The organism is Thermomicrobium sp. 4228-Ro, assembly GCF_026241205.1.
Classification (GTDB): domain Bacteria; phylum Chloroflexota; class Chloroflexia; order Thermomicrobiales; family Thermomicrobiaceae; genus Thermomicrobium.
In genome coordinates, this window is record NZ_JAPFQM010000001.1 from 1607054 (window position 1) to 1628784 (window position 21731).

The following is a 21731-nucleotide window of genomic DNA, read 5'->3' on the forward strand; positions in this document are numbered from 1 at the left end:
GCGAGCCAGCGTCAAGCGAGTCAGCGTTGTGGTAGCCATCTCCTCCGTGTCCGGCGCAACGCAAGGCGAGCAGGCGTCTCGGGCCGTGTGCGATTGCGTGCCCAGCATCGTCGGGTCATACTTGAGGTGATCTTCGGCGTCGGCACGCGATCCGTCGCCGCTCACCGATCCGCAACGGAGGAGGCACCCATGGACCGTGCAGCTATCCGGGAACGCCTGGTGTCCATCGTCGGTGCCGACGGCGTTCTCGATCGACCCGACGAGTTGCTCGTCTACGAGTATGACGCGTCCGACGAGGTCTTCGCCGGGCACCATCACCCGGATTTCGTCGTTCTGCCGCGCACCGCGGAACAGGTCAGTGCCATCGTGCGGCTGGCGAACGAGGTTGGTTTGCCGGTGATCCCGCGTGGTGCCGGAACCGGTCTCGCGGGCGGTGCACTCGCCTTGCGGGGCGGCATCCTGGTCGTGTTGACGCGGATGAACCGGATTCTCGAGGTGAACGAGCGTGACGGGTATGCCGTCGTCGAGCCGGGCGTGATCAATCTGGAACTCTCGAATGCGCTGCAGCCGCGCGGCTATTTCTTCGCGCCTGATCCGGCGTCCCAACGTGCCTGCACGATCGGTGGGAACGTCGGGAACAATTCCGGCGGGCCGCATTGTCTCAAGTACGGGGTGACGACGAACCATATCCTCGGCCTAGAAGTCGTGCTTCCCGATGGGGAGCGGATCTGGACCGGGGGACCGGTGCCGGAGACCCCCGGCGTCGACTTGACCGGTGTGCTGGTCGGCTCGGAAGGGACACTCGGTATCGTCACGAAAGTGATGGTGCGGCTCACCCGGCTGCCGGAAGCGGTGAGCGTGCTGCTGGCGGCATTCCCGGATATCGAGTCGGCCTCGCACGGTACGTCGGCGATCATCGCGGCTGGCATCCTGCCGGCAGCGCTGGAGATGATGGACCACCTGACCATCAAGGCGGTCGAGGATGCCTTCCACGCTGGCTACCCGCGCGAGGCTGGCGCGGTGCTGCTGGTCGAGCTGGACGGCCTCCAGGAGATCGTCACCGAGAACACGACGCGAGTCGCCGAGATCTGCCGTCAACACGGCGCCTGGGAGGTCCGCGTCGCCCGGACGAAGGAGGAGCGCGATCTCCTCTGGTTGGGGCGGAAGTCGGCCTTCGGCGCGATGGGTCGACTCGCGTCCAACTATTATCTCGTCGACACGACGGTGCCGCGTACGAAACTTCCGGCGACTATGCGGCGCGTCGAGGAGCTGAGCCGGGAGTACAAGTTGTCGATCGCGAATGTGTTCCACGCCGGTGATGGCAACCTGCACCCGCTCGTCCTCTTCGATCGGCAACGACCAGGCGAGGTCGAGCGAGTCCTGGAGTGCACGACCGAAATCCTGCGGTATTGCGTCGATGTCGGCGGCACGCTCTCGGGTGAGCATGGGATCGGCTTCGAAAAGCGTGACTACATGACGCTCGTCTTCACGACGGAAGACCTGTGCGCGATGGCGGGTCTCAAGAAGAGCTTCGACCCGCGCGAGCTCTTCAATCCGGAGAAGGTGTTGCCGTCCGGCTTTCGCTGCGCTGAGGTCGGCCTTTTCCGCCAGCAGGCGCTCGCCCAGCGCCTCGGGCTCGAGTACGTTTGAGGTGGCAGCATGACGGGAACGACGCGTTTGGAGCCAGAGATCGCGCTCGAACGGCTCGCTACGTTCGGAGTCTACCAGGATCCCTCGGCCTTCGCCGTCGACGGCGTGGTGCCGAGAGTGGCGCTCGCTGTCTCGAGCCCGGAAGCTGTGGCTGAGGTGCTGGCGGTCTGTGCTGCTGCCGAACTCGGCGTGATTCCGTGGGGCGGCGGCGGTCAGATGGGGCTCGGCAACGTGCCGGAGCGCTACGACGTCGCCCTGGACCTCCGCGGGCTCTCCCGGATCGTGCAGTACGAGCCCGCCGATCTCACCATCGCGGTACAGGCTGGGCGGACGCTGGCGGATCTCGAGGAGGCACTCGCGGCGAATGGGCAGATGCTACCGATCGATGCAGCCGAGCCGGAGCGGATCACGGTCGGTGGTCTCGTGGCGACCGGTCTCGGTTGCCCGCGACGCTTCGGGCATGGAAGCCTGCGGGACCTCATCATCGGGATTACGGTCGCGCTGCCGGACGGCACGCTGGCCAAGGGTGGGGGCATCGTCGTCAAGAACGTTTCTGGCTACGACATGATGCGCCTCCATTTCGGTGCCCTGGGGGCACTCGGCGTGATCGTGCAGGCGAACTTCAAGGTACTGCCAGCACCGGAGGCGCAGCGGAGCGTGCTCCTCGCCTTTGCGGATGCAGCAGCGGCAGCCGAAGCGGCCCTGACGCTCCGTGGGTCGCAGCTCGCTCCCACCGCGCTCGTGGTGCTCGCCCCGCCGGTGGTGAGGCAGCTCGATCTGGGTATGACCGGCTGGGTGCTCGCGGCGCGTTGCGAGGGACCGGAAGCCGCGGTGATTCGTCAGGCTGACCGGTTGCGGGAAAGTGGCGGTATCGCCGCTCGGGAGGCGGACGTCCTGGATCGCGAGCAGACGATCGCATTCTGGCGTGCACTGCAGTCGTTGCTGGATGCGAGGCCACAGCGCGATCGTCTTCGCCTACGCATCGGTGAGCGGCCTTCGCGCCTGAGCGAGCTGGCCGGGCACGTGGTGACGGAGCTGGGCTCAGCACTGGCTGGTCTGGTGCTGGACTACGGCAGCGGACTCGCCTACGTGACGGTCAGCGGGACGGTCGACGCGTTGCGCCTGGCCTGGGACAAGCTGGCCGAGGTGGGGCAGCATGCGGTGCTGCTCGCGGCGCCGGCTGCGGTGAAGGTCGGTACCGACGTGTTCGGGCGGCATCCCGACGGGATAGCGGTCATGCGGCGACTCAAAGAGACGTTCGATCCCGACCGTGTGCTCAACCGAGGGCGCTTCATCGCGCATCTCTGACCGAGGAGGCAGGTGACGAGGATGGTGACTGTACAGGAGGCGGAGCGCCGACGAACCTTCAGCGGGCGGGATGCTCCAGCGTACGATGCGATACGCAAGTGCGTCCATTGCGGTTTTTGCCTGCCGTCCTGTCCGACGTACCGGATCACCTGGCGCGAGCGCTCGTCGCCGCGCGGTCGTATCTGGCTGATGAAGTCGGTAGCCGAGGGACGGCTGGACCTCCTCGATCCGGTTTTCGCCGAGGAAATGCAACTCTGTCTCAACTGCCGGGCGTGTGAGGCGGTCTGTCCGAGTGGTGTTCATTACGGAGAGATCCTGGAGGCCTCGCGCGCGCAGCTGGTGCAGCACCGGCCGCAATCGCTGCGCGAGCGACTGTTCCGCTTCCTCGGATTCCGCATCCTGCTCGGCGACATGCGACGGTTCCGTCTGGCGAACCGTTTGCTTCGCTGGTATCAGCGAAGCCCTATCCGGGCGCTGGTGCGACGCTCCGGCCTCTTGCGGCTGGTCGGCCTCGAGCACGCCGAGGCCTTGCTCCCGCGTCTCTCCGACGAGTTCGTGGTTGCCGACGGTCGGTTCTACCCGGCGGAGGGCGAGCGGCGCGGACGGGTGGCGCTTTTCGTGGGTTGTGTCATGAGCACCGCTTACGCACATGTCCATGCGGCGACGATCCGGGTCTTGACGCGGAACGGTTTCGATGTCGTGCTCGTCTCGGGTCAGCAGTGTTGCGGAGCGTTGCATGTGCACAGCGGTGAGCCGGAACTGGGCCGGAAACTCGCTCGACTGAATATCGAAGCTCTGGAGTCCCCCTATCTCGATGCGATCATCGTCAATGCTGCTGGCTGTGGAGCGATGCTGAAGGAGTACCCGCAGCTCCTCCGGCACGACCACGGTTATGCCGAGCGGGCGCGGGCCCTGGCTACCAAGGTACGGGATGTTCTCGAGTTCCTAGTCGAACGTGGCTTGACTGTACAACCGGGCCCATTACCCTGGACGGTCACCTATCAGGAACCGTGCCACCTGGCGCATGCGCAACGGATCACCCAGCAGCCGCGGGTGCTCCTGCGGGCGATTCCGCAGTTGCGGCTGGTCGAGATGGCCGAGTCAGCGCTCTGCTGTGGCTCTGCCGGTATCTACAACCTCCTGCAACCGGACATGGCGTCCGCTCTGCTCCAACGCAAACTGGACAACGCCCTGGCGACCGGTGCCGAGGTGATCGTTTCGGCTAACCCCGGATGTATGCTCCAACTCGAGGCGGGGCTCCGGGCGCGGGGTCGCCGCGTACCGGTACTCCATCTGGTCGAGGTACTGGATCGTGCCTACTCGCACGGTGTACCCAGCCAGCCAGTCAGCCTGCTCGCTGACTGAGCAGGCAGTGCGCGACATCGGTGAGTCGGCGCTGAAACGATAAGGATCGCGGTCGTGCGCTGGTTGCGTGTGCTCACGGTTCTCTCGTTCCTCGTGTTGACGCTCGTCCAGGCGGCTCACGCCCAGGAAACGGGCACGATCAGTGGCCGCGTGCAGAACGGTACCGCTGGCGGTGGAAGTGTCGCCGGTCTCACCGTCACGCTGCGCCACTTTGCCGGTATGCAGCTCGCTGAGGAAAAGCAGACTCGAGTCGGTCCGGACGGCTCGTTCTCGTTCGAGGGACTGCCGACGGATGCCCAGGATGCCTACATCCTCGTTGTCCGCTACGCAGGCGTCGACTATGTGAGTCAGATGGTGCAGCTGAACCAGCAGCCGCAGCAGACGGTCGATCTCACCGTGTACGAGACGACGACCGATCCGAACGTGCTCCGGGTGAACTCGCGTTCGATCGTGATCGCTGGCGCGTCACCGGAACTGCGTGCTGTCGATGTGATGGATATCGTCATCGTGGAAAATACGGGCGACCGGACCTACGTCGGGGATACCAGCGGTGTGGTCCTCCGCATTCCGCTTCCACAAGGTGCTCAGGAGATCAGTCCGCAACCGGGCTTCGACTACGGCCAGCCACGCCTGGAGGGGAACGTCCTCGTGACGACCGGTCCAGTACCGCCCGGCTCGCACACGATCGTGCTGAGCTATACGGTGCCCTATTCAGGAACGCGTGCGACGCTCTCCATCGGCACGGCTCTCCCAACCGGCACCTTGCGGGTGCTCGTTCGTGAGGGGACATACAAACTCGATTCGCGCAGCTTGATCGATACGGGAACGGTCGATGTGAGCGGCGTGACGTACCGGGTCCTCGCGGTCGACGCGCCGGTCGTCGGTGATACGCACGTCGTCCAGGTCAGCGGACTTCCGCGAACAGGATTGTTGTTCGATCTGCCGCTCGGTCCGAGTATCGCGATTGCCGTCGGCGTAGTCGGCCTGCTGGCTGCTGGCATCCTCACGATCATCGCGCTGCGCCGACGCCATGCCCGTGCGGTTGCGAAGGGGTCAGCAGCTGCTTCGGTCGAGGACGAGCGCTTGCGCCTAGCCGCTGAGCTGAACCGGCTGGATGAGGCACGGGCTGCGGGCGAGTTGGACGAGATGCAGTACAACGAGCGACGAGCAGCGGTCTTGGCACAGCTGCGGCAACTCGTGCTCCGCGAGCGTGGGGTCGAAGGAGGTAACTGAGGCGATGGCGCGACCGGTCGAAATCGGTGACCTCGCTGTTCTGCAGCTTCCGAGCGATGCGCAGATCGCACCCGACGGGCGCGAGGTGGCCTATGTCCTGACCACGATGGACCTCGAGGCCGACCGCTACCGTTCGGCGATCTGGCTCGTTGGTAGAGGAGGTGGGCCGCCGCGTCGCTTCACGCAGGGGCCAGGGCGCGATCTCATGCCGCGCTGGTCACCGGATGGGCGCTTCCTCGCCTTCCTTTCCGATCGCTCGGGTACTGACCAGTTGTGGGTCATCCCGCGCGATGGTGGTGAAGCGCGCCAGCTCACCCGGTTCGCTGAGCCGGTCACGGCGTTCGAATGGGCTCCGGAGGGAGAGCGTCTCGTCGTCGTGACGCGTGCAGTGCAGCCGGAAGGCGCACCGGATACGACCTCGGACGTGGTGCGCCTGACAGCGCTCCGCTACCGGTTCGATGGCCAACGGGGATTCTTGCACGAGCGGCGGAGCCACCTCTGGCTCGTGCGTCTTGCGGACGGTCAGGTGCAACGGCTGACCGACGGAGACTGGGACGACGACTGGCCGGTGTGGGCGCCGGATGGCTCGGCGATCGTCTTCATCTCGAACCGCACCGATGACCGGGAGTGGAATGCTGCGAGCGAATTGTGGCGGCTGCGCCTGGACGCGAGCGGCCGGCCGATCGATGTCGAGCGACTGTCCGGTGGTCGGGCGGCTGCGCTCGGCCGTCCGGCCTGGTCACCCGATGGTCGCTGGGTGACTGCTGTCGGTCACTTCGAGTCGTGGGCTGGCTCGGCTCGGCACAAGCGTCTGTGGATCGTTGCACCCGACGGAAGCGAGGTGCGCTGTATCACCGAGCAGTTCGACGCGACCCTGGACGACGCTCTCTTGTCCGATGCGTTCGGGCCGTCACGGCCAGGTCTGGCGTGGTCGCCGGACGGCCGGTGGGTGTATGCCCAGGTGAGCCAGCAGGGTGCCGTGCGGCTCTACCGGTTTCCGGTCGATGGCGGCGAACCGCAGTGTGTTCTGGGCGGTGCCCGCCGGATTCTGGACTTCAGCCTGAGTCGCGACGGACAGTGGATCGCAGCGACGATCGCCGACCCAAGCGATCCTGGCTCGATCTGGCTACTCGCTGCGGATGGTAGCCAAGCTGAGCAGCTGGTCGATCCGAACCGCGACTGGAAGGAGCAGGTCACGCTGGTCGAACCGGAGGAGCTGTGGGTTCCGAGCCCGACGGACGGCCGGTCGATCCACGCGTGGCTCTTGCGCCCGCAGACGGCGGGCGAACGCAAAGTACCACTGGTCTTGTCGATCCACGGTGGCCCGCACGCCATGTACGGCTGGGTGTACTGCCACGAGTTCCAGGTGTTGGCGTCCGCTGGGTACGCAGTCGTGTACGCCAACCCGCGGGGTAGCCAAGGATACGGGGAAGCGTTCTTGTCGTGCACGCGGGGTGCCTGGGGCGAGGCGGACATGCCCGATCTCATGGCGGTCGTCGATGCCGTAGTTGCACAGGGCTGGGTCGATCCGGAGCGATTGGGTGTCTGCGGTGGTTCCTACGGTGGATACATGACCAACTGGATTATCGGGCATACCGATCGTTTCAAGGCGGCAGTCTCGATGCGGTGCGTTTCCGATCTCCTGAGCATGTACGGGACGAGCGATATCGGCGTCTATTTCAACGAGTGGGAGATCGGTGCTGCTCCATGGGAAGATCCGGAGCGTTACCGGCGTCTCTCACCGCTCACGTACGCTCCCGATATCCGGACGCCGCTGCTCTTGCTCCATGCCGAGGAGGACTGGCGTTGTCCGATCGGGCAAGCGGAGGAGTTGTTCGCCTGGTTGCGACGGCTCGGGCGGACGGTCGAACTCGTCCGCTTTCCTGGTGAGGGGCACAATCTCACACGGAGCGGGCGGCCGCGACATCGTCTCGAGCACCTCGAGCACGAGCTGCGCTGGTTCCGTACGTACCTGGGCGGCTAGCTTGTCGGCGAGAGGGATTCTCCAGCCTCGGCTCGCTCGATCAGCTGGCGACCTCGAGCGACGACAGCCCGGGCCAACTCGTCTGGCAACGAGCGAAGGCTCACCCAGCGCTCGAGGAGCGCTACGGGATCGTTGCGCGTCTCGTGCGCAACGTCGACACGCGGACGGGTGAGTCGTTCGGTCTCGATCAGGATACCCGCAACATGTGCTGCACCGAAGTCGAGTAGCCAGCGACGCACTTCGTGCGAACGCACCGCACCAGCTCGTTCGGGTGGCAGGCGGAGGAAGAGGCGGACGATTGCATCCTGCACCTCGGGCATTCGCTGCTCGAGGCGCGCGCGCAACTCCTCCATCGGCGTATCCGTTTCCAGTTCGAAACGCAGCGTCCGCATCGGACGCGTGCGGATCGGGCGGAACGAACAGCTGACCGCCCGCGGATACGTTCCCGGTTCGACGGTCACCAGGACGAAGCCTTTCTCTTCGTGTTCCTCACCGAAATCGATCCGCTCGACGCTGCCCGCATAGACGACCGGTGGACGGTGGTGCAGGACCTGATGCTTGTGCAGGTGCCCGAGCGCGACATAATCGATCGGTGCCTCGACCAGACCGAGTTCATCGAGTGCGAAGACCGGATCGGTGCCGAGCAGCGCGCTTCGCTCGGCACCGAACTGTCCTCCCTCCAGCGTGAGATGACCCAGGAAGACCGCGGGATGAGATGGGTCAAGTTCCATGAGGTGCTCGCGAACGATGCGACTGACGTGTTCCCGGAATGCCCGTTCCAACTCGACCGATGAGGATCGGTGCAAGCGATCATCTGCGAGAAGGATACCCATCGGAAGCCAGGGAAGCGCGACCACCTGGAGTGGCCCGGAGCGTGTCTCCAGCATCAACCGTTCAGGCCAGGTCAGGACCCGGACGCCCGGGAGCTGCAAGGCGTCGTAGATATCCATCGGCGTCGAGCGAGCGAGGCTGCGTGGCCGGTCATGGTTGCCGACGAGGAGGACGGTCGGAATATCCGCAGCGAGGAGACGTCGGATGCGCGACGCGAAGAGGCGCTGGAGCGTCGGGCTCGGATCGGCGTTCTTGAAGGCGTCCCCGGCAAAGAGCACTGCGTCCACCTGCTCGGTGAGCGCGGCCTCGATCACCTGGTCGAACGCAGCGAGAAAGTCCTGGACGCGCGTGCTGTATCCGAGTTCCGGCCGGAAGGTACCGTGTGTCTCGATACCCAAGTGGAGGTCGGCGAAGTGGAGGATGCGCAGAGCCACGCGATCATCCTCTCTGGCCAGTCAGGAGCCGCCGCAATCGCTCCTCGCGCGCACGCTCCGAACCATCCGAGTGCCCCGGGCGGCTCCGCACGAGCGCGAACATGTCCTCGCGCCGGTACGGTCGTGTGCGGATCGCGACCGGCATCCGGACCGCGTGCCCGACGATCACGCACTCCTGACGCGGGCTGAGGTTCGCCAGGAGGTTGCGGAGACCGGAGCGATCGGCGACACCGGTGAGCACCGCCTCGATATCTTGCTGGTCGCTGAGCGGCCCGATGATCTTCGTGCCGAGCTGCGAGAGAATTTCCCGATCGATGCTGGACGGTCGTTGGTCAACGATGAGGAGGGTGACGCGGTACTTCCGCATCTCGCGCGCGATCGTGCCGAAGATCGACTGCCTGGCAGCCTCCGGAGTCAAGAATTTGTGTGCCTCCTCCAGGACGATCACGAGCGGGCGAACCTTCGTCTCCCCGCCCGCGAGCTGGGCTTCCAGCACCTCTTCGGTGTACCGGCTGTGGATACGCCGGGTGAGCAGGTTAGCGACGAGCATGTAGTCCAGGAACGAATCGTTCTTTCCGAACTGGACGATGACATGCGTGCCTTTTTGGAGCTTCTGGATGATCTCGTCGATGACGGAAAAGTCGAGCGATGAGCGGATGTAGGGACGGTTGACGAGCCGACCCAACTTCGACCGCAGTGCATTGACGGATGCCTCGGCAACGCCCGTTTCCGAGCAGAACGCCTTGACCGCCTCGCTGTCGAACTCCTGCGTCCGGACGATCCACTCCCGCCCGAACCGTCCGTACAGGTGATGCGCGACCGTGGCGAAGGTCGGGTTCAAGTTCAGCTCCTCGGCCAGCAGTTCGATGTCACCCGGCTCGATCTGATCGAGGCCGATATGGATCGTCCGCGCTGCCGCGCTCCGTTCTGTCCGGTCGTCCAGTGTGTAGACGTGGACCCGGCTCGGGCCGAAGAGTTCGAGCAGCCCGACGAGTTGCGGCTGGTCAGCCAGAGCGCGCGCGTACTCGTTGTGCATGTCGAAGAGGAGGACGGAAACCTCGTCGGCCAGGATCAGGCCGATGAGGAGCAGCCGGGTCAAGACGCTCTTCCCGCTCCCGCTCTGACCGAAAACGCCGTTGGAGCGCTTGACCAGCTCAGCGAGATCGATCGGTACCGGGATATCCATCGCTGGTGGAGTGCCGAGTGCGAAGTGCGTGGCATCCTCGTGGCCGAAGACGGCTGCGAAATCCTCGGCGGTCGCTTGCCGGAGGTGCGCGAAATGCGGCGGGATCGTTCGTGCTGGTTGCGGCTCGGCATTGCCGTGCTCCAGCTCGAGCGATGGCCGGATTTCAGCGACTGCATAGGCTTGCGTACCGCGCAGGATGCGACTCGCGAAAGACGATCGCAGAGGAGGATCGGCGGCGATCGCCGAGTCGGTCGTATCGAGCGAGAGATCCGTGACCATGCCGAAATAGCGGTGACGGTCACCCTCGAGGACAACGAAGCTACCGACCCGCAGGTGCTCGACTGCGGCGGGATCCAGCAAGCGGACGCGCAGTCCTCGACTGAAGCTTCCCTCGGTCACCACACCGAGCAGGCAGTGGTCGGCGTCGTCTCGCTCGTCGGGTCGGTGCACCGCAGCGTTCACCTTGTCTCGTCCGTTCGCGCCCTGTCGTTTCCGCGCAGCGGATTGTACCATGAGAAGAAACGCGCGAGGCGGGAACGAGGCCCATGCTGGACAACGAGTGGGAAACGCTTGCCGAACTCTTGAAGGCCCCATCCGACCCGAGCCGGCGTGTACTGGCAGGTCCGGTCGGGCGACTCCAGGCGCTGCATTGGATCACGCGTGCTGCGACCAGTAGTCTCGACCTGGACGAAATGCTGAATACGGTCGCGCGTGTCTTGCGTGAGACGATGCGAGCCGACTCATGCGGGATTTTCCTCTATGACGAGTCCTCAGGTACCCTCACGCTCCGCGCGGTCGATGGCGTCTCGCCGGATCGGCCGGGTCGGATCACGTTGCCGCTCGGCGTCGGGATCACTGGGCAGGCTGCGCTCACGCGCCAGCTTCAGATCGCGTTCGATGCACCGCGTCATCCCGCGTACGTCGACTATCCGCACGTCGATGACCGGCCCTTCGCGAGCCAGGTGTCCGTGCCGTTGATCGCGCGGCAACCGGGGCGCCTCTTGGGCGTGCTCAACATCCTCACGCTCGAACCGCGCGAGTTCTGGCCGGAGGAGATCGACTTCTTGGAGACAGCGGCAGGCGAAATCGCTATCGCGATCGAGAATGCGCTCCTGTACAGCGAGACGGATGCCGAACTCCGGCGGCGCATCGCGCAGCTCGAGTTGCTCCAGCAGCTCTGGCGAGCGATCGCCTCGACACTCGATCTCGGTGAGCTTTTGGCCACGATCGCGAACCGGGCGCTCGAGCTCTCCGGTGCTCGCGGTGTTTCGATCTTCCGGCAATCGCGTGCCACGGGCGGCGGGCTGGAGTTGCTGCGGGCTGCACCTCCCGAATGGGCAACGCACCACGATGGAGCACTGGAGCAGGCACTCCGGGGCGTGGTACAGGACGTGCTCGACTCCGGTGCCGCGGTGTGGCGGGAGCTGCCCGAGGAGGGCGTCGCGGTCTACGCGCTCCCGATGATCACTGGTCGTCGGGCTGTCGGGGCCCTTTGCCTGGCTTACCGGCACGGTACTGCGCCACCAGCCCAGACCGGCCTGCTGCACGCCTTCACCGACACCGCGGCGATCGCGATCGAAAATGCCGAACTGTACGAAGAAGCCCGGCGTGGGCTCGCTCGGGCTTCGGCGCTCCTGCGCGAGCTGCACCACCGTGTCCGCAATAACCTGCAAACGGTGGCGGCGTTGCTCTCGTTGCAGGCGCGACGCGCTGGACCGGAGGCGCGTGCTGTCTTGCAAGACGCCGTGAGCCGCATCCGGAGTCTCACTGTTGTCCACGATCTCTTGAGCGGACGCGAGATGCCGGAAGTGTCGCTCCGCGAGCTGGCGCGCATCGTCGTCGCGCAGGCCGTGCACTCCTTCTACGGCGACGACGTCGCCGTCGAGTGGGTGATCGAGGGGGACGAGGTCGCCGTTTCCTCGCGGCAGACGACGGTACTGGCGCTCCTGCTGAACGAGTTCGTGACGAATGCGGTGCGGCACGGTTTCGCCGGGGGCCCAGGGCGGATCGCCGTTCGCGTGCGGGCAGAAGGGAACCGGGCACTGGTCGAGTTCGAGGATAACGGGCGCGGGCTGCCGCCGGATTTCGATCCGTTGCGCGGCCGCGGGCTCGGCTTGCAGATCGCACGAACGCTGGTCGAGGTTGACTTGCGTGGCGAACTCGAGATCGGTCCAGGGAAGAATGGGGGGACGCTGGTACGGGTACGCTTCGTCCCCGAGGGACAGGAGACTGCGGTGCTGAGCGCTCCGAGTTGACGGGCGCGATCTCGCCTGCGGATACTGCAGCCGGACGTACGGTGGAGTGGGAACGGGAAGGGTACGATGGCGAACGAGGGGTTCAGCGGTTACTGGGCAGTCATCCTCGGCGCGTCGAGTGGGTTCGGAGCGGCGACCGCACGGGAACTCGCGCGCGCCGGTATGCATGTCTGCGGTGTGCATCTCGATCGGCGAGCGACGCTGCCGCTGGCCGAGGCAGTCAAGGCGGACGTCGAAGCAGCGGGGGTTCAGGCTGTGTTCGTGAACGCGAATGCCGCGGACGCTGACACCCGCCAGCAGGTCGTGGCGGCCCTGCGCGAGCGCCGTGCGCGAGTGCGCGTACTGATGCACTCGCTCGCCTTCGGGACATTGCGACCCTACATCGACGAGGACCCCTCGCAACAGGTGACGCAGAAGCAACTGGAAATGACGCTCGACGTCATGGCGAACTCGCTCGTCTACTGGACTCAGGACCTCTTCCACGCTGGCTTGTTCGAGCGTGACGCGCGGATCTTCGCCATGACGAGCGAGGGATCAACACGCGTCTGGCGTGGGTACGGACCTGTCTCGGCAGCGAAGGCTGCGCTGGAGTCGCATGTCCGGCAGCTCGCGGTCGAACTGGCCCGGTACGGGATCACGGTCAACGCGATCCAGGCCGGTGTGACGCCAACCCCAGCCCAGGCGAAAATTCCCGGTGCCGATGAGATGCTCCGCGAGGCCGAGCGGCGGAATCCGAGCGGGCGACTCACCACACCAGAGGACATCGCCCGAGCGATCCGCGCGTTGAGTGCGCCTGGCCTGACGTGGATCACCGGTAACGTGATCAAAGTCGACGGTGGCGAATCGCTCGTGCCCTGACCTCCGCGCACCTCAGTGCTCGATCGGACCTTCGTAGACCAGTTGCTCGATGAGGAGGAGTGTCGCCTCGACGTCGGAGAGATCGACGGCCTCGAACGGTGCGTGCGTATGCCGCGCGCCGACTGCCAGGAGCGCAGTCGGGATGCCCTGGCGAATCAATGCAGCACCATCGCTCCCGTATCGTTCGAAGACCACGTGCTGCACTGGGATGCCGGCGCGATCAGCGAGCTCGGCGAGCCGCCACAACAGACGCTGGTCATAATGCGTCGCGGAGTCCTTGTGAACGAGTTGTGGCCCGTTGCCGAGTGCAGCGGGCATTGACTGCTCACCGATGGTCGGGAGATCCCCGACGAGACCGACGTCGATGGCGACTGCCCAGTCGACATCGAGATCGTTTCGCAACGAGCTCGCGCCGAGCAGTCCATTCTCTTCCTGAACCGTCGCAGCGAGGTAGAGCGCGCAATTCAATTGCTGTGTGTCGATATGACGAAGAAGGAGCGTCAGGAGTGCCAGCCCGACACGGTCGTCGATCGCTTTCCCGTAGAGGCGAGGCCCGACCCGACGCGGCGGTGGGTTCCAAATGACGCTCGCACCGACGGTGATGCCGCGGTCGAGGACTTCCTGCTTCGAGTTCGCCCCGATGTCGACGAGAAGGTCGGAGAACGTGACCGGCTTGCTTCGGCGCTCCTCGGGGACGACGTGACCCGTAGCGGTGACGAAGACGCCCTCCACGCTCAGTCCACGACCGAGAACCAGCGCTGGTTGCCCGACCGGAAAGCGCTCCTGTGGTTCACCCCGTACTTGCCCAGTGGTCAGCCAGAGGAGACCGCTCGAGTCGACCGAGCGGACGACGAAGCTCAATTCGTCGGCGTGTGCCGTTAGGAGAAGGCGTGGGCCGGACCCGCCGACGTACGCGAGCAGATTACCCACCCGGCTCCGCCACAAGCGTTTGACATGCGGAGCCCAGGCTCGTTCCAGCCAGGCGAGGACGGGCTCCTCCCGTCCGGTGGGCCCTGGCAGTGCCATCAGATCGGTGAGCACTTCAGCGATCCGTTCGCGCATCGGTCTGCTCCTCGTTCGCCCTGTCCGATCCCGGTGCCAGGATACAGCGTCCGCGTCGCGTGCGGCAGTCCTGCCGATCGCCGTTCACTCGGTGCGGTCACTTTGTGCCGCTCGCCCCTTGCCGGAGCGGTGCAGACCATCGAAACTTCTGGTGTATCAGTGTGCAGAGGATGGAGGTCTCTCCCTGAATGGACACGCAACCTCGAGAGCGTCCGCAGCGGATCGTGGTTCGGCGCAGCCGTGTTCGCGCAGCGGTGCTCGGGTCGCTCTCGCTGGCGCTCTGTCTCGTCGCGATACGGTTCGCCTGGGGGGCCGACGTCTGGATCGAGCGCCTGTTCGCGGGTTCGATGGCGCTCTTCCTCGGTGTCGTCGCGATTCTGACGATCCTGCTCGCGGTTGACCGGACACCCGTGCTCGAACTGGACGAAGAAGGCGTGATCGATCGCGGCTCGCTGGTGCGTGCAGGCCGTATCCGCTGGCAGGACGTGCGCCGCGTCGAAGCACGGGAATCCGGTGGGCGTCGCGTGCTGCTCGTTCAGGTGTACCGCCCGCAACGGTTCGCCGCTGATCTGGACCCGGAGCACCGGCGCAGCGCTGAGGAACTGATCCAACGCTACGGGACCCCGATCGTCATTCCTTGGGAAGCACTCGACCGACCGCTCGATCAGGTCGTCGCGTATGCTGAGGCGTTGCGACGAGGGATGCCGCCCGCGAGTGACTCGTAGAGCGCGAGGGAGCTGTTGGCGTCCTCGCAGCAGCTGGCCGTTCTGACATCGACGAGGGTTCGGTCGCCGGAGGCACGGCAGCTGATACGTTTACTCAGCTGTTACAGAACGGTCGAAGCATTGGAGCACGATGCGCTGGAGGAGAAGTTGCTTGTCTCCAGACGCGCGGCCGGATCGGCGGGGCGAGCGGACGGAAGATGGTACCATCGAAACGTTCCGGCGCGCGGGCGCCGATGAGAGGAGACGTAAGGTGGAAACAGTTCTCCAACCGCTCAGGACAGTGACAGAAGTCGAGCACTCACCCATCGTCGAAGCGCGAAATGTTCTCAAAATCTACGACACCGGTCGTGTCAAGGTACAGGCCTTGCGGGGTGTCTCGCTCACGGTCTATCGCGGCGAGATGGTCGCCGTCATGGGGCCGTCGGGGAGTGGCAAGACAACGCTGCTCAATTGTCTTTCCGGACTCGATACGATCGACCAAGGACAGATTCTCATCGCTGGCAAAGAACTCGCCAAGCTCCCGGACGATGTGCGCTCGACCTTTCGAGCCCGACACATGGGCTTCGTCTTCCAGCTCTTCAATTTGATTCCGGTGCTGACCGCGCTCGAAAATGTCGAGCTTCCTGCACTGCTCGCCGGTGCTCGGCCGAGCGAAGCACGACGGCGTGCCATGGAGGTGCTCGAGCAAGTCGGCCTCGCCGACCGGGCTGGTCACAAGCCGAACGAACTCTCCGGTGGCCAGCAGCAGCGGGTGGCGATCGCTCGTGCGCTCGTGAATCAACCGGACATCATCTGGGCTGACGAGCCGACCGGGAATCTCGATACCGAAACAGCGGACGAGGTGATGGCGCTGCTCCGGCGACTCAACCGGGACAATGGGCAGACGTTCGTGATCGTGACGCACGATCCTCGCATCGGAGCGATGTGTGACCGGATCGTCCAGATGCGCGACGGCCGGATCATCGATGACGGGTTCAATGGTGTCAACGCTGCGGGACGTGGGGGCGAGGCTCGATGAACGAGATCTTCGGTGTCTCGCTCGCGCTCGTTTTGCGCATTCTTCTCGTCGCCTTCGCGCTGATCCTCGCGATCACGGCTGGCCTCTGGATCTGGCGCCCCGTACTCGGGCGCATGGCACTACGGAACATTCCCCGCCGGCCGGTGCAAACGGTCCTCATTGTGATCGGTCTCATGCTCAGCACGCTGATCTTCTCAGCGTCGCTCACCACTGGAACCACATTACAGCGCAGCATCACCGGTCAGGTTCTCCGGCTCGCTGGCCCGGTCGACGAGCTGGTCGTCCAGGCTAGCGGTGATGCGCGGTTTGCAGGGCCACAGCCAGGTGTCTTTCTGCCGGCTACGGTCGTCGAGCAACTGGACACGGTGCGCACGCAGGAGCCCCGTCTCACTGCAGTCGTGCCGGCGCTCTGGCAGCCGGTCGCCGCGATCGATCTCCGCACGCGTCAGAGCGAACCAGCCTTGAACCTGATCGGTCTGCCGCCTGACCGTCTCGCGGCGGTCGGTGGACTCGTCGATGTTGAGGGGCGACCGATCGACCTCGCCGGTCTGGCTGAGGATGCGGTCGTGCTCGGTGCGGAGGCTGCCAAGCGGCTCGACGCTCAGGTCGGTGACCGGCTCCAGGTCTTTCTCGCTGGCCGACCCATCGAGGTTCAGGTGGCTGCGATCGCTCCGGACAACTTCTTTACCGGAACGCTCAACGTCGGCGACGCCGGTGGCTTGACCGTTCCGCTGGCTCGGGCTGAGCGATGGCTCGGCGTGTCCGGGCAGGTCAGTTTCGTAGCGCTGAGCAATCGAAACGGGCTCGACGACAGCGAAGCCGTCACCGCTGCAGCGAACGCCGCACTCGCGGGAACGCCATTCCGTGCGGTGCCGGTCAAAGAGCGAGCAGTGGAGCAGGCAACGCAGGCGGGGGAGGCGTTTACGAATCTCTTCCTCCTGTCCGGACTCTTTTCGGTCGCTGCGGGAATCTTGCTCATTTTCCTGATCTTCGCACTGCTGGCTGCCGAGCGAAAGACGGAGATGGGCACGCTGCGCGCGCTCGGCATGAAACGCTGGCATCTGGTCGCCCTCTTCGCACTGGAGGGGATGGGGTACAACCTCCTAGCTGCCCTGGTGGGGGCTGTCGCTGGCGTCGCGGTGGCCTACGCCATCGCCGGGGTCATGGGCCGGTTGGTCGGGGAGTTCTTCACGATCGAGCCATCGTGGCGACCGCGCGACCTCGTGCTTGCCTACCTCATGGGGGTCGTGGTGACCTTCGTGACGGTCGTCATTGCAGCCTGGCGCGTCAGCCGACTCAACATCGTGGCAGCGATCCGCGATCTGCCGGAACCGCAGCTCTCGCGTGCCAGCCGGCGCTGGCTCATCGCTGGTGTCGTCGGGTCGGTTGTCGGCGGTGTGCTCTGCTGGCTTGGCTGGCGCGATGAGAGCCTCGGTTGGTTCAGTGTGGGCATCTCGCTCCTCCCGTTGAGTGCAGCAGCAGTGCTCCGCCGCTTCGGCGTGCCGGCGCGACCACTCTATAGTGCGGCGGCGATTCTCGTCCTGATCTATTGGCTCATGCCGGATTCCTGGCACGAGCGGCTCTTCGGGCCGATGAGTGGGGGCTTTGAGCTGTTCGTGCTCTCCGGCCTCATGATGGTCGCCGCGCTCACAGTGCTGCTCGTCTGGAACATCGAAGTCGCAGTGGGACTCGTCGGCCGGCTCGGGCGTGCTTTCCGGCGCTGGTTACCGGCTGTGCGGATCGCCGTGGCCTATCCGATGGCATCACGTGGCCGTACGGGACTCACCGTGGCGATGTTCAGTCTGATCCTCTTCGCGCTCGTCGTCATGTCGACGATCTATGCGAACGTGGTCGCGATTTTCGCAGGCCCACTGGCAGATGCCGGCTGGGATGTGGAAGTCACGCAGGTCGGTGTCCAGCCGATCCCTGACCTGGTCGCTGCACTCCGCGAAAGTGGCGCCGATGTCGCGGCGATCGTTGCGACCGGACGGACGGCGAGCGTGCCTTGGACACGGGTCAGTGTCCGCCCGGTGCAGCACGCGAACGACGAGTGGGCTCGCTACCCGGTACGTGGTATCGATCAGGACTTCGCGGCGAAGGTCGAGGCGCCGTTGCAACTGCGCAGTTCGGACTATGCAACGGATCGTGAAGCCTGGGAGGCGGTCGCTCGTGACCCCTCTCTGGCGATCGTCGATGCCAACGTGCTCCAGCAGCGCGGTGGTGATCCGGCCAACTTGTACCTTCCCGAGCTGCGGACTAGCCAGACAGATTTTCGACCGATCGAGCTGGAGCTCCGTGACAACGCCAGCGGGAAGACGACGACAGTTCGGGTGATCGGCGTGATCGACGGGCGGGTGTCGTCCCTCTCCGGGCTGTACGTCTCCGAGCAGGTCGTCGAGCAGGTGTTCGGGCAGCCGTCCACGATCGAGTACGAGCTCCGCCTCGCCCCGGGAACCGATGCACGGGCGTTCGCCCGGCAGGTCGAGGCGGCATTGCTCCCGTTCGGTGCCCAAGCAGAGGCGACGAGCGACCTCATCGGGCGGGCGACCGGAATCATCCGCGGTTTCATTCGGATCATCCAGGGATTCATGGCGCTCGGACTCGTCGTCGGGATCGCAGCGCTCGGTGTCGTCTCGTATCGAGCCGTCATCGAGCGGCGGCATCAGATCGGGGCGCTGCGTGCGATCGGCTATCAGCGATTGATGGTGGCTGTCGGCTTCTTGCTCGAGTCGGCGCTGGTGACGAGTGCCGGAATCGCCGGGGGAACACTGCTCGGCGTGCTCCTGGCCCGGAACGTGGTAACGGGTGAGGACGATCTGGCCGGACGATTCGAGCAGTTCTCGCTCGTCATCCCGTGGGGACAGCTCGCGCTCTTCGCTGGACTCGCGTTGGCTGTGGCGCTGTTGATGGCGTACGTGCCAGCACGACAGGCGTCGCGCGTCTCAATCGTCGAAGCGCTGCGGTACGAGTGAAACCGGTATGGTGGTCCGACGTCTTCTGGTCGCCGTCGTTCTCGCTGCTGTGGGGCTGTGGCTCGGCCAAGATGGTGACATCCGGGCACAGCAGGCGACGGGGCGAGCGCAGACGTTCACGGCAACTGCGCGTGTTGTCGCGGTGCTCGAGGAAGGCATCACCACTGTCGGGCCCGTGACGCAGCCGTACCAGCGGCTCCTCGTCGAGCTGACGAGTGGCCCGGAAAAGGGGCAGCGAGTGGAAGTGTCGGTCGGGGTGCGTGACTTGAACACGGCAGGGCAGCGTTTCGCACCAGGCAATCGACTGTTTCTCTCCGTTTCGACTGGCCCGGACGGCAGCCGTGCCTACACGGTGCTGGATCGCGACCGCTCGACGCCGTTAGCCGTGCTCGGTGTCCTTTTCGCTGGCGCGATCGTCGCCCTCGGTCGGTGGAAGGGGGTGCGCGCACTTCTCGGCCTCGCGTTCACATTCGTCATTCTGGTGTGGGTGCTCGTGCCGCTCATCCTGCGCGGTTATCCCCCTGTGCCCGTGGCGATCGTAGTCTCGTTCGTCGTGTTCGTCGTGACGCTCACGGTAACGCACGGGATCGGGCGGATGGTGATGGCCGCGATGGCGGGTACCAGCCTGAGTCTGATTTTGACCGGTCTCCTGGCTGCGCTGTTCGTGGCGGCTGCTGGGTTGACCGGGCTCGCTGATGAGGAAGCGAGTTTTCTCCAGGTCGTCCTCGGTGAACGGGCGGTGAGTCCACAAGGTCTGTTGCTCGCTGGGATGCTGGTCGGGGCACTCGGTGTCCTCGACGACATCACGGTCTCGCAAAGTTCGCTCGTCTTCGAGTTGCGACGTGCGAATCCCGCCTTGACTGGCTGGGAACTGTTCGCCGCTGGTGTACGCGTCGGTCGCGACCATATCGCAGCGACGGTCAACACGCTCGTCCTGGCTTATGCAGGGGCAGCCTTGCCCCTGCTCCTCTTGTTCAGCCAGCTGGAGGAGCCGCTCATCTGGATCATGAACCGCGAGATCGTCGCACAGGAGATCGTCCAGATGCTCGTCGGGAGCCTGGGGCTGATCGCTGCCGTGCCGCTGACGACCGGTTTCGCGGCCTGGTTGGCCGTGCGCACACCCGTCGCAGCGCTGGAAAGCCTCCCACACCAGCATGGGCATATCCACTGATGACTCGCCGATCGCACAGCGCGACGCTGACCATCGTCACGACAGCATGGAAGACACCGATCGGCGTGCTTCGCCTCTACGGCTGTTCCCGTGGTCTCCTGGCGATCGCTTTACCGACCGAGGAGTTGCGTGCCGTCGAGCAGAGGCTAGCGCGGTGTCTGGCCAGGGAAGGGTTCCGTCACCTCGTGTTCCGTGAGGATGCTGCAGCGCTCGGCGAGGCGCAGCAGGAACTCGCCGAGTACTTCGCTAGCCTCCGGCAGCAGTTTACCGTGCCCGTGTATCTTTGCGGGACACCGTTTCAACAGCAGGTCTGGACACGGATCGCGATGATCCCCTACGGCATGACCTGGACGTACCGTGAGGTCGCCGAGCGATCGGGGAGTCCGGCAGCGGTACGAGCCATCGGTGCGGCATTGGCGGCCAACCCCGTACCGATCGTGGTTCCGTGCCATCGCGTGGTGGGAGCACGTGGCGAGCTGCGCGGGTACGCTGGTGGACTCGCGCTCAAGCAACACCTGCTGGCACACGAGCGAGCAGTTCTGGAGCGGACATCTTCCTCACCAGCCGCGATCGAGTCGCTGGAAGGCCCGGTGTAACCGCCGAGCGGCTCGTTGCCGCTCGACTCGCTCCGGATCCCGGAAGAGCCAGACGAGGACGATTCCCGCGAGGAAGCCCCCGATATGGGCCCAGTAGGCGACACCGCCGGTCGGTGCTGTTGGCACACCGAGCGAGGCGAGCCCGGCGAAGAACTGGAAGACGAACCAGAGCCCGATTAGGACGAGAGCAGGGAGGTAGAAGAAGATCGGAATGAAGCCGAAGAAGGTGACGGTACGGACGAGTCCTCCTGGATACAGGACGAGATAGGCTCCCATGACGGCGGAAATGGCACCGGAAGCGCCGACCATCGGGATGCGCGAAGAGGGATCGAGCAGTGTCTGTGCCCAGGCTGCAGCGACGCCTCCGAGAAGGTAAAAGATGAGGTAGCGAACGTGTCCCATCGAATCTTCGACGTTGTCGCCGAAGATGTACAGGTACCACATGTTGCCGATCAGGTGGGCGAAACCGCCGTGCAGGAACATCGAGGTGAAGACGGTGAGATAAATAGGAAATCCGACCGTCGGAGGGAGATCGACGCCGCGGGTCAGCTCGTATGGGATCGCCCCGTACTTGAAGATGAACGCCTCCAGCCGCCGCGGTGATTCCGCCATGAGGAGCAACTGGTACAGAAAGACGAGCACATTGATGGCGATCAGCAGCGTATTGACGATCGGAAAGCTCTGCCGACCGCTATTGTCGTCCCCGATCGGAAACATGGCCAGCTAGCCCCCCGCTCCGATAGACGACGCCGGTAGCGAGTGCACCGAACCTGCTCGCTACCGGCGTCACCGCGTTCACTCGCCCTGTCGGGTCTCCTCCTGAGCCTGCTCGGCCAGAAGGCGGCGAAACTCGTGCACTTCCTGCTCGTACCCCTGGTACTGGAAGGTGACACGCGACTGGTTGTTGGCATCGCCGCGGATGTCGATCTCGACGAATCCGTGAGGGTCCTCGAACCGCATGAAGCCTGCGAGATCCCGCACCAGTGGGATGCCGAGCTGCTCGCCGAAGAATTGCCGGGCTCGCCGTGCGACTTCGTCCGGATGGAGGCGAAACGGATGCGTCTCGGCCATGACACTCCCTCC

At 65.0% G+C, this 21731-nt stretch carries 17 protein-coding genes; 12 read left to right on the plus strand and 5 right to left on the minus strand.

The features are described 5' to 3' along the window. Positions 1-189: 189 nt before the first annotated feature. From OO015_RS07595 to OO015_RS07615, 5 genes are read left to right on the plus strand one after another with little or no spacing between them, the layout of a single operon-like run. The gene (locus OO015_RS07595; protein ID WP_265940634.1) at positions 190-1650 is read left to right on the plus strand and encodes an FAD-linked oxidase C-terminal domain-containing protein; all 1461 of its coding nucleotides are present in this window, start codon (positions 190-192) and stop codon (positions 1648-1650) included. 9 nt (positions 1651-1659) lie between these two features. Continuing rightward, complete coding sequence (locus tag OO015_RS07600; protein WP_265940635.1) at positions 1660-2958, plus strand: FAD-binding oxidoreductase; 1299 nt, start codon at positions 1660-1662, stop codon at positions 2956-2958. 21 nt (positions 2959-2979) lie between these two features. Next, positions 2980-4323, plus strand: a complete 1344-nt coding sequence (locus OO015_RS07605) for a (Fe-S)-binding protein (RefSeq protein WP_265940636.1) — start codon at positions 2980-2982, stop codon at positions 4321-4323. A 54-nt stretch (positions 4324-4377) separates the two neighbouring features. Next, positions 4378-5556 carry a carboxypeptidase regulatory-like domain-containing protein gene (locus OO015_RS07610; RefSeq protein WP_265940637.1) on the plus strand — a complete coding sequence of 393 codons (1179 nt, stop codon included), beginning with the start codon at positions 4378-4380 and terminating at the stop codon, positions 5554-5556. A 4-nt stretch (positions 5557-5560) separates the two neighbouring features. Continuing rightward, complete coding sequence (locus OO015_RS07615) at positions 5561-7540, plus strand: alpha/beta hydrolase family protein (RefSeq protein WP_265940638.1); 1980 nt, start codon at positions 5561-5563, stop codon at positions 7538-7540. Here OO015_RS07615 and OO015_RS07620 read toward each other — a convergent pair. Together OO015_RS07620 and OO015_RS07625 are read right to left on the minus strand one after the other, a co-directional pair. Continuing rightward, complete coding sequence (locus OO015_RS07620) at positions 7537-8805, minus strand: metallophosphoesterase family protein (RefSeq protein ID WP_265940639.1); 1269 nt, start codon at positions 8803-8805, stop codon at positions 7537-7539. The two genes, OO015_RS07615 and OO015_RS07620, sit on opposite strands and share 4 nt — an antisense overlap. 4 nt (positions 8806-8809) lie before the next feature. Further along, positions 8810-10441 (minus strand): helicase HerA domain-containing protein, encoded by a 1632-nt coding sequence (locus OO015_RS07625; RefSeq protein ID WP_265940640.1) that lies wholly within the window; start codon positions 10439-10441, stop codon positions 8810-8812. Positions 10442-10536: 95 nt separating this feature from the next. Here OO015_RS07625 and OO015_RS07630 point away from each other — a divergent pair, with 95 nt between their 5' ends. Beyond that, complete coding sequence (locus OO015_RS07630) at positions 10537-12246, plus strand: sensor histidine kinase (protein ID WP_265940641.1); 1710 nt, start codon at positions 10537-10539, stop codon at positions 12244-12246. A 66-nt stretch (positions 12247-12312) separates the two neighbouring features. Continuing rightward, on the plus strand, positions 12313-13104 hold the full coding sequence (locus OO015_RS07635) for an enoyl-ACP reductase FabI (RefSeq protein WP_265940642.1): 792 nt from the start codon (positions 12313-12315) through the stop codon (positions 13102-13104). Positions 13105-13116: 12 nt separating this feature from the next. Here the strand turns inward: OO015_RS07635 and OO015_RS07640 are convergent, their stop codons facing one another. Further along, a complete protein-coding gene (locus OO015_RS07640; RefSeq protein WP_265940643.1) occupies positions 13117-14166 on the minus strand; it encodes a M42 family metallopeptidase in 1050 nt (349 codons plus the stop codon). A 188-nt stretch (positions 14167-14354) separates the two neighbouring features. Between OO015_RS07640 and OO015_RS07645 the strand changes: the two genes are divergently transcribed. From OO015_RS07645 to OO015_RS07665, 5 genes are all read left to right on the plus strand, one after another. Then, on the plus strand, positions 14355-14891 hold the full coding sequence (locus tag OO015_RS07645) for an STM3941 family protein (protein WP_265940644.1): 537 nt from the start codon (positions 14355-14357) through the stop codon (positions 14889-14891). 250 nt (positions 14892-15141) lie between these two features. After that, positions 15142-15909: an ABC transporter ATP-binding protein gene (locus OO015_RS07650; RefSeq protein WP_265940645.1), complete on the plus strand. Its 768-nt coding sequence runs from the start codon at positions 15142-15144 to the stop codon at positions 15907-15909. Further along, positions 15906-18881: an ABC transporter permease gene (locus OO015_RS07655; RefSeq protein WP_265940646.1), complete on the plus strand. Its 2976-nt coding sequence runs from the start codon at positions 15906-15908 to the stop codon at positions 18879-18881. Before OO015_RS07650 ends, OO015_RS07655 begins: the two co-directional genes overlap by 4 nt. 7 nt (positions 18882-18888) lie before the next feature. Further along, entirely contained in the window at positions 18889-20052 is a 1164-nt protein-coding gene (locus OO015_RS07660; RefSeq protein ID WP_265940647.1) for a YibE/F family protein, read from the plus strand. Continuing rightward, positions 20052-20648, plus strand: coding sequence for a methylated-DNA--[protein]-cysteine S-methyltransferase (locus OO015_RS07665; RefSeq protein WP_265940648.1), 597 nt, complete (start codon positions 20052-20054; stop codon positions 20646-20648). The genes OO015_RS07660 and OO015_RS07665 overlap by 1 nt, the downstream gene beginning before the upstream one ends. Here OO015_RS07665 and OO015_RS07670 read toward each other — a convergent pair. Together OO015_RS07670 and OO015_RS07675 are read right to left on the minus strand one after the other, a co-directional pair. Continuing rightward, positions 20610-21365 (minus strand): rhomboid family intramembrane serine protease, encoded by a 756-nt coding sequence (locus OO015_RS07670; RefSeq protein ID WP_265940649.1) that lies wholly within the window; start codon positions 21363-21365, stop codon positions 20610-20612. The two genes, OO015_RS07665 and OO015_RS07670, sit on opposite strands and share 39 nt — an antisense overlap. Positions 21366-21443: 78 nt before the next feature. Then, positions 21444-21719, minus strand: a complete 276-nt coding sequence (locus tag OO015_RS07675) for a hypothetical protein (protein ID WP_265940650.1) — start codon at positions 21717-21719, stop codon at positions 21444-21446. Positions 21720-21731 lie beyond the last annotated feature (12 nt).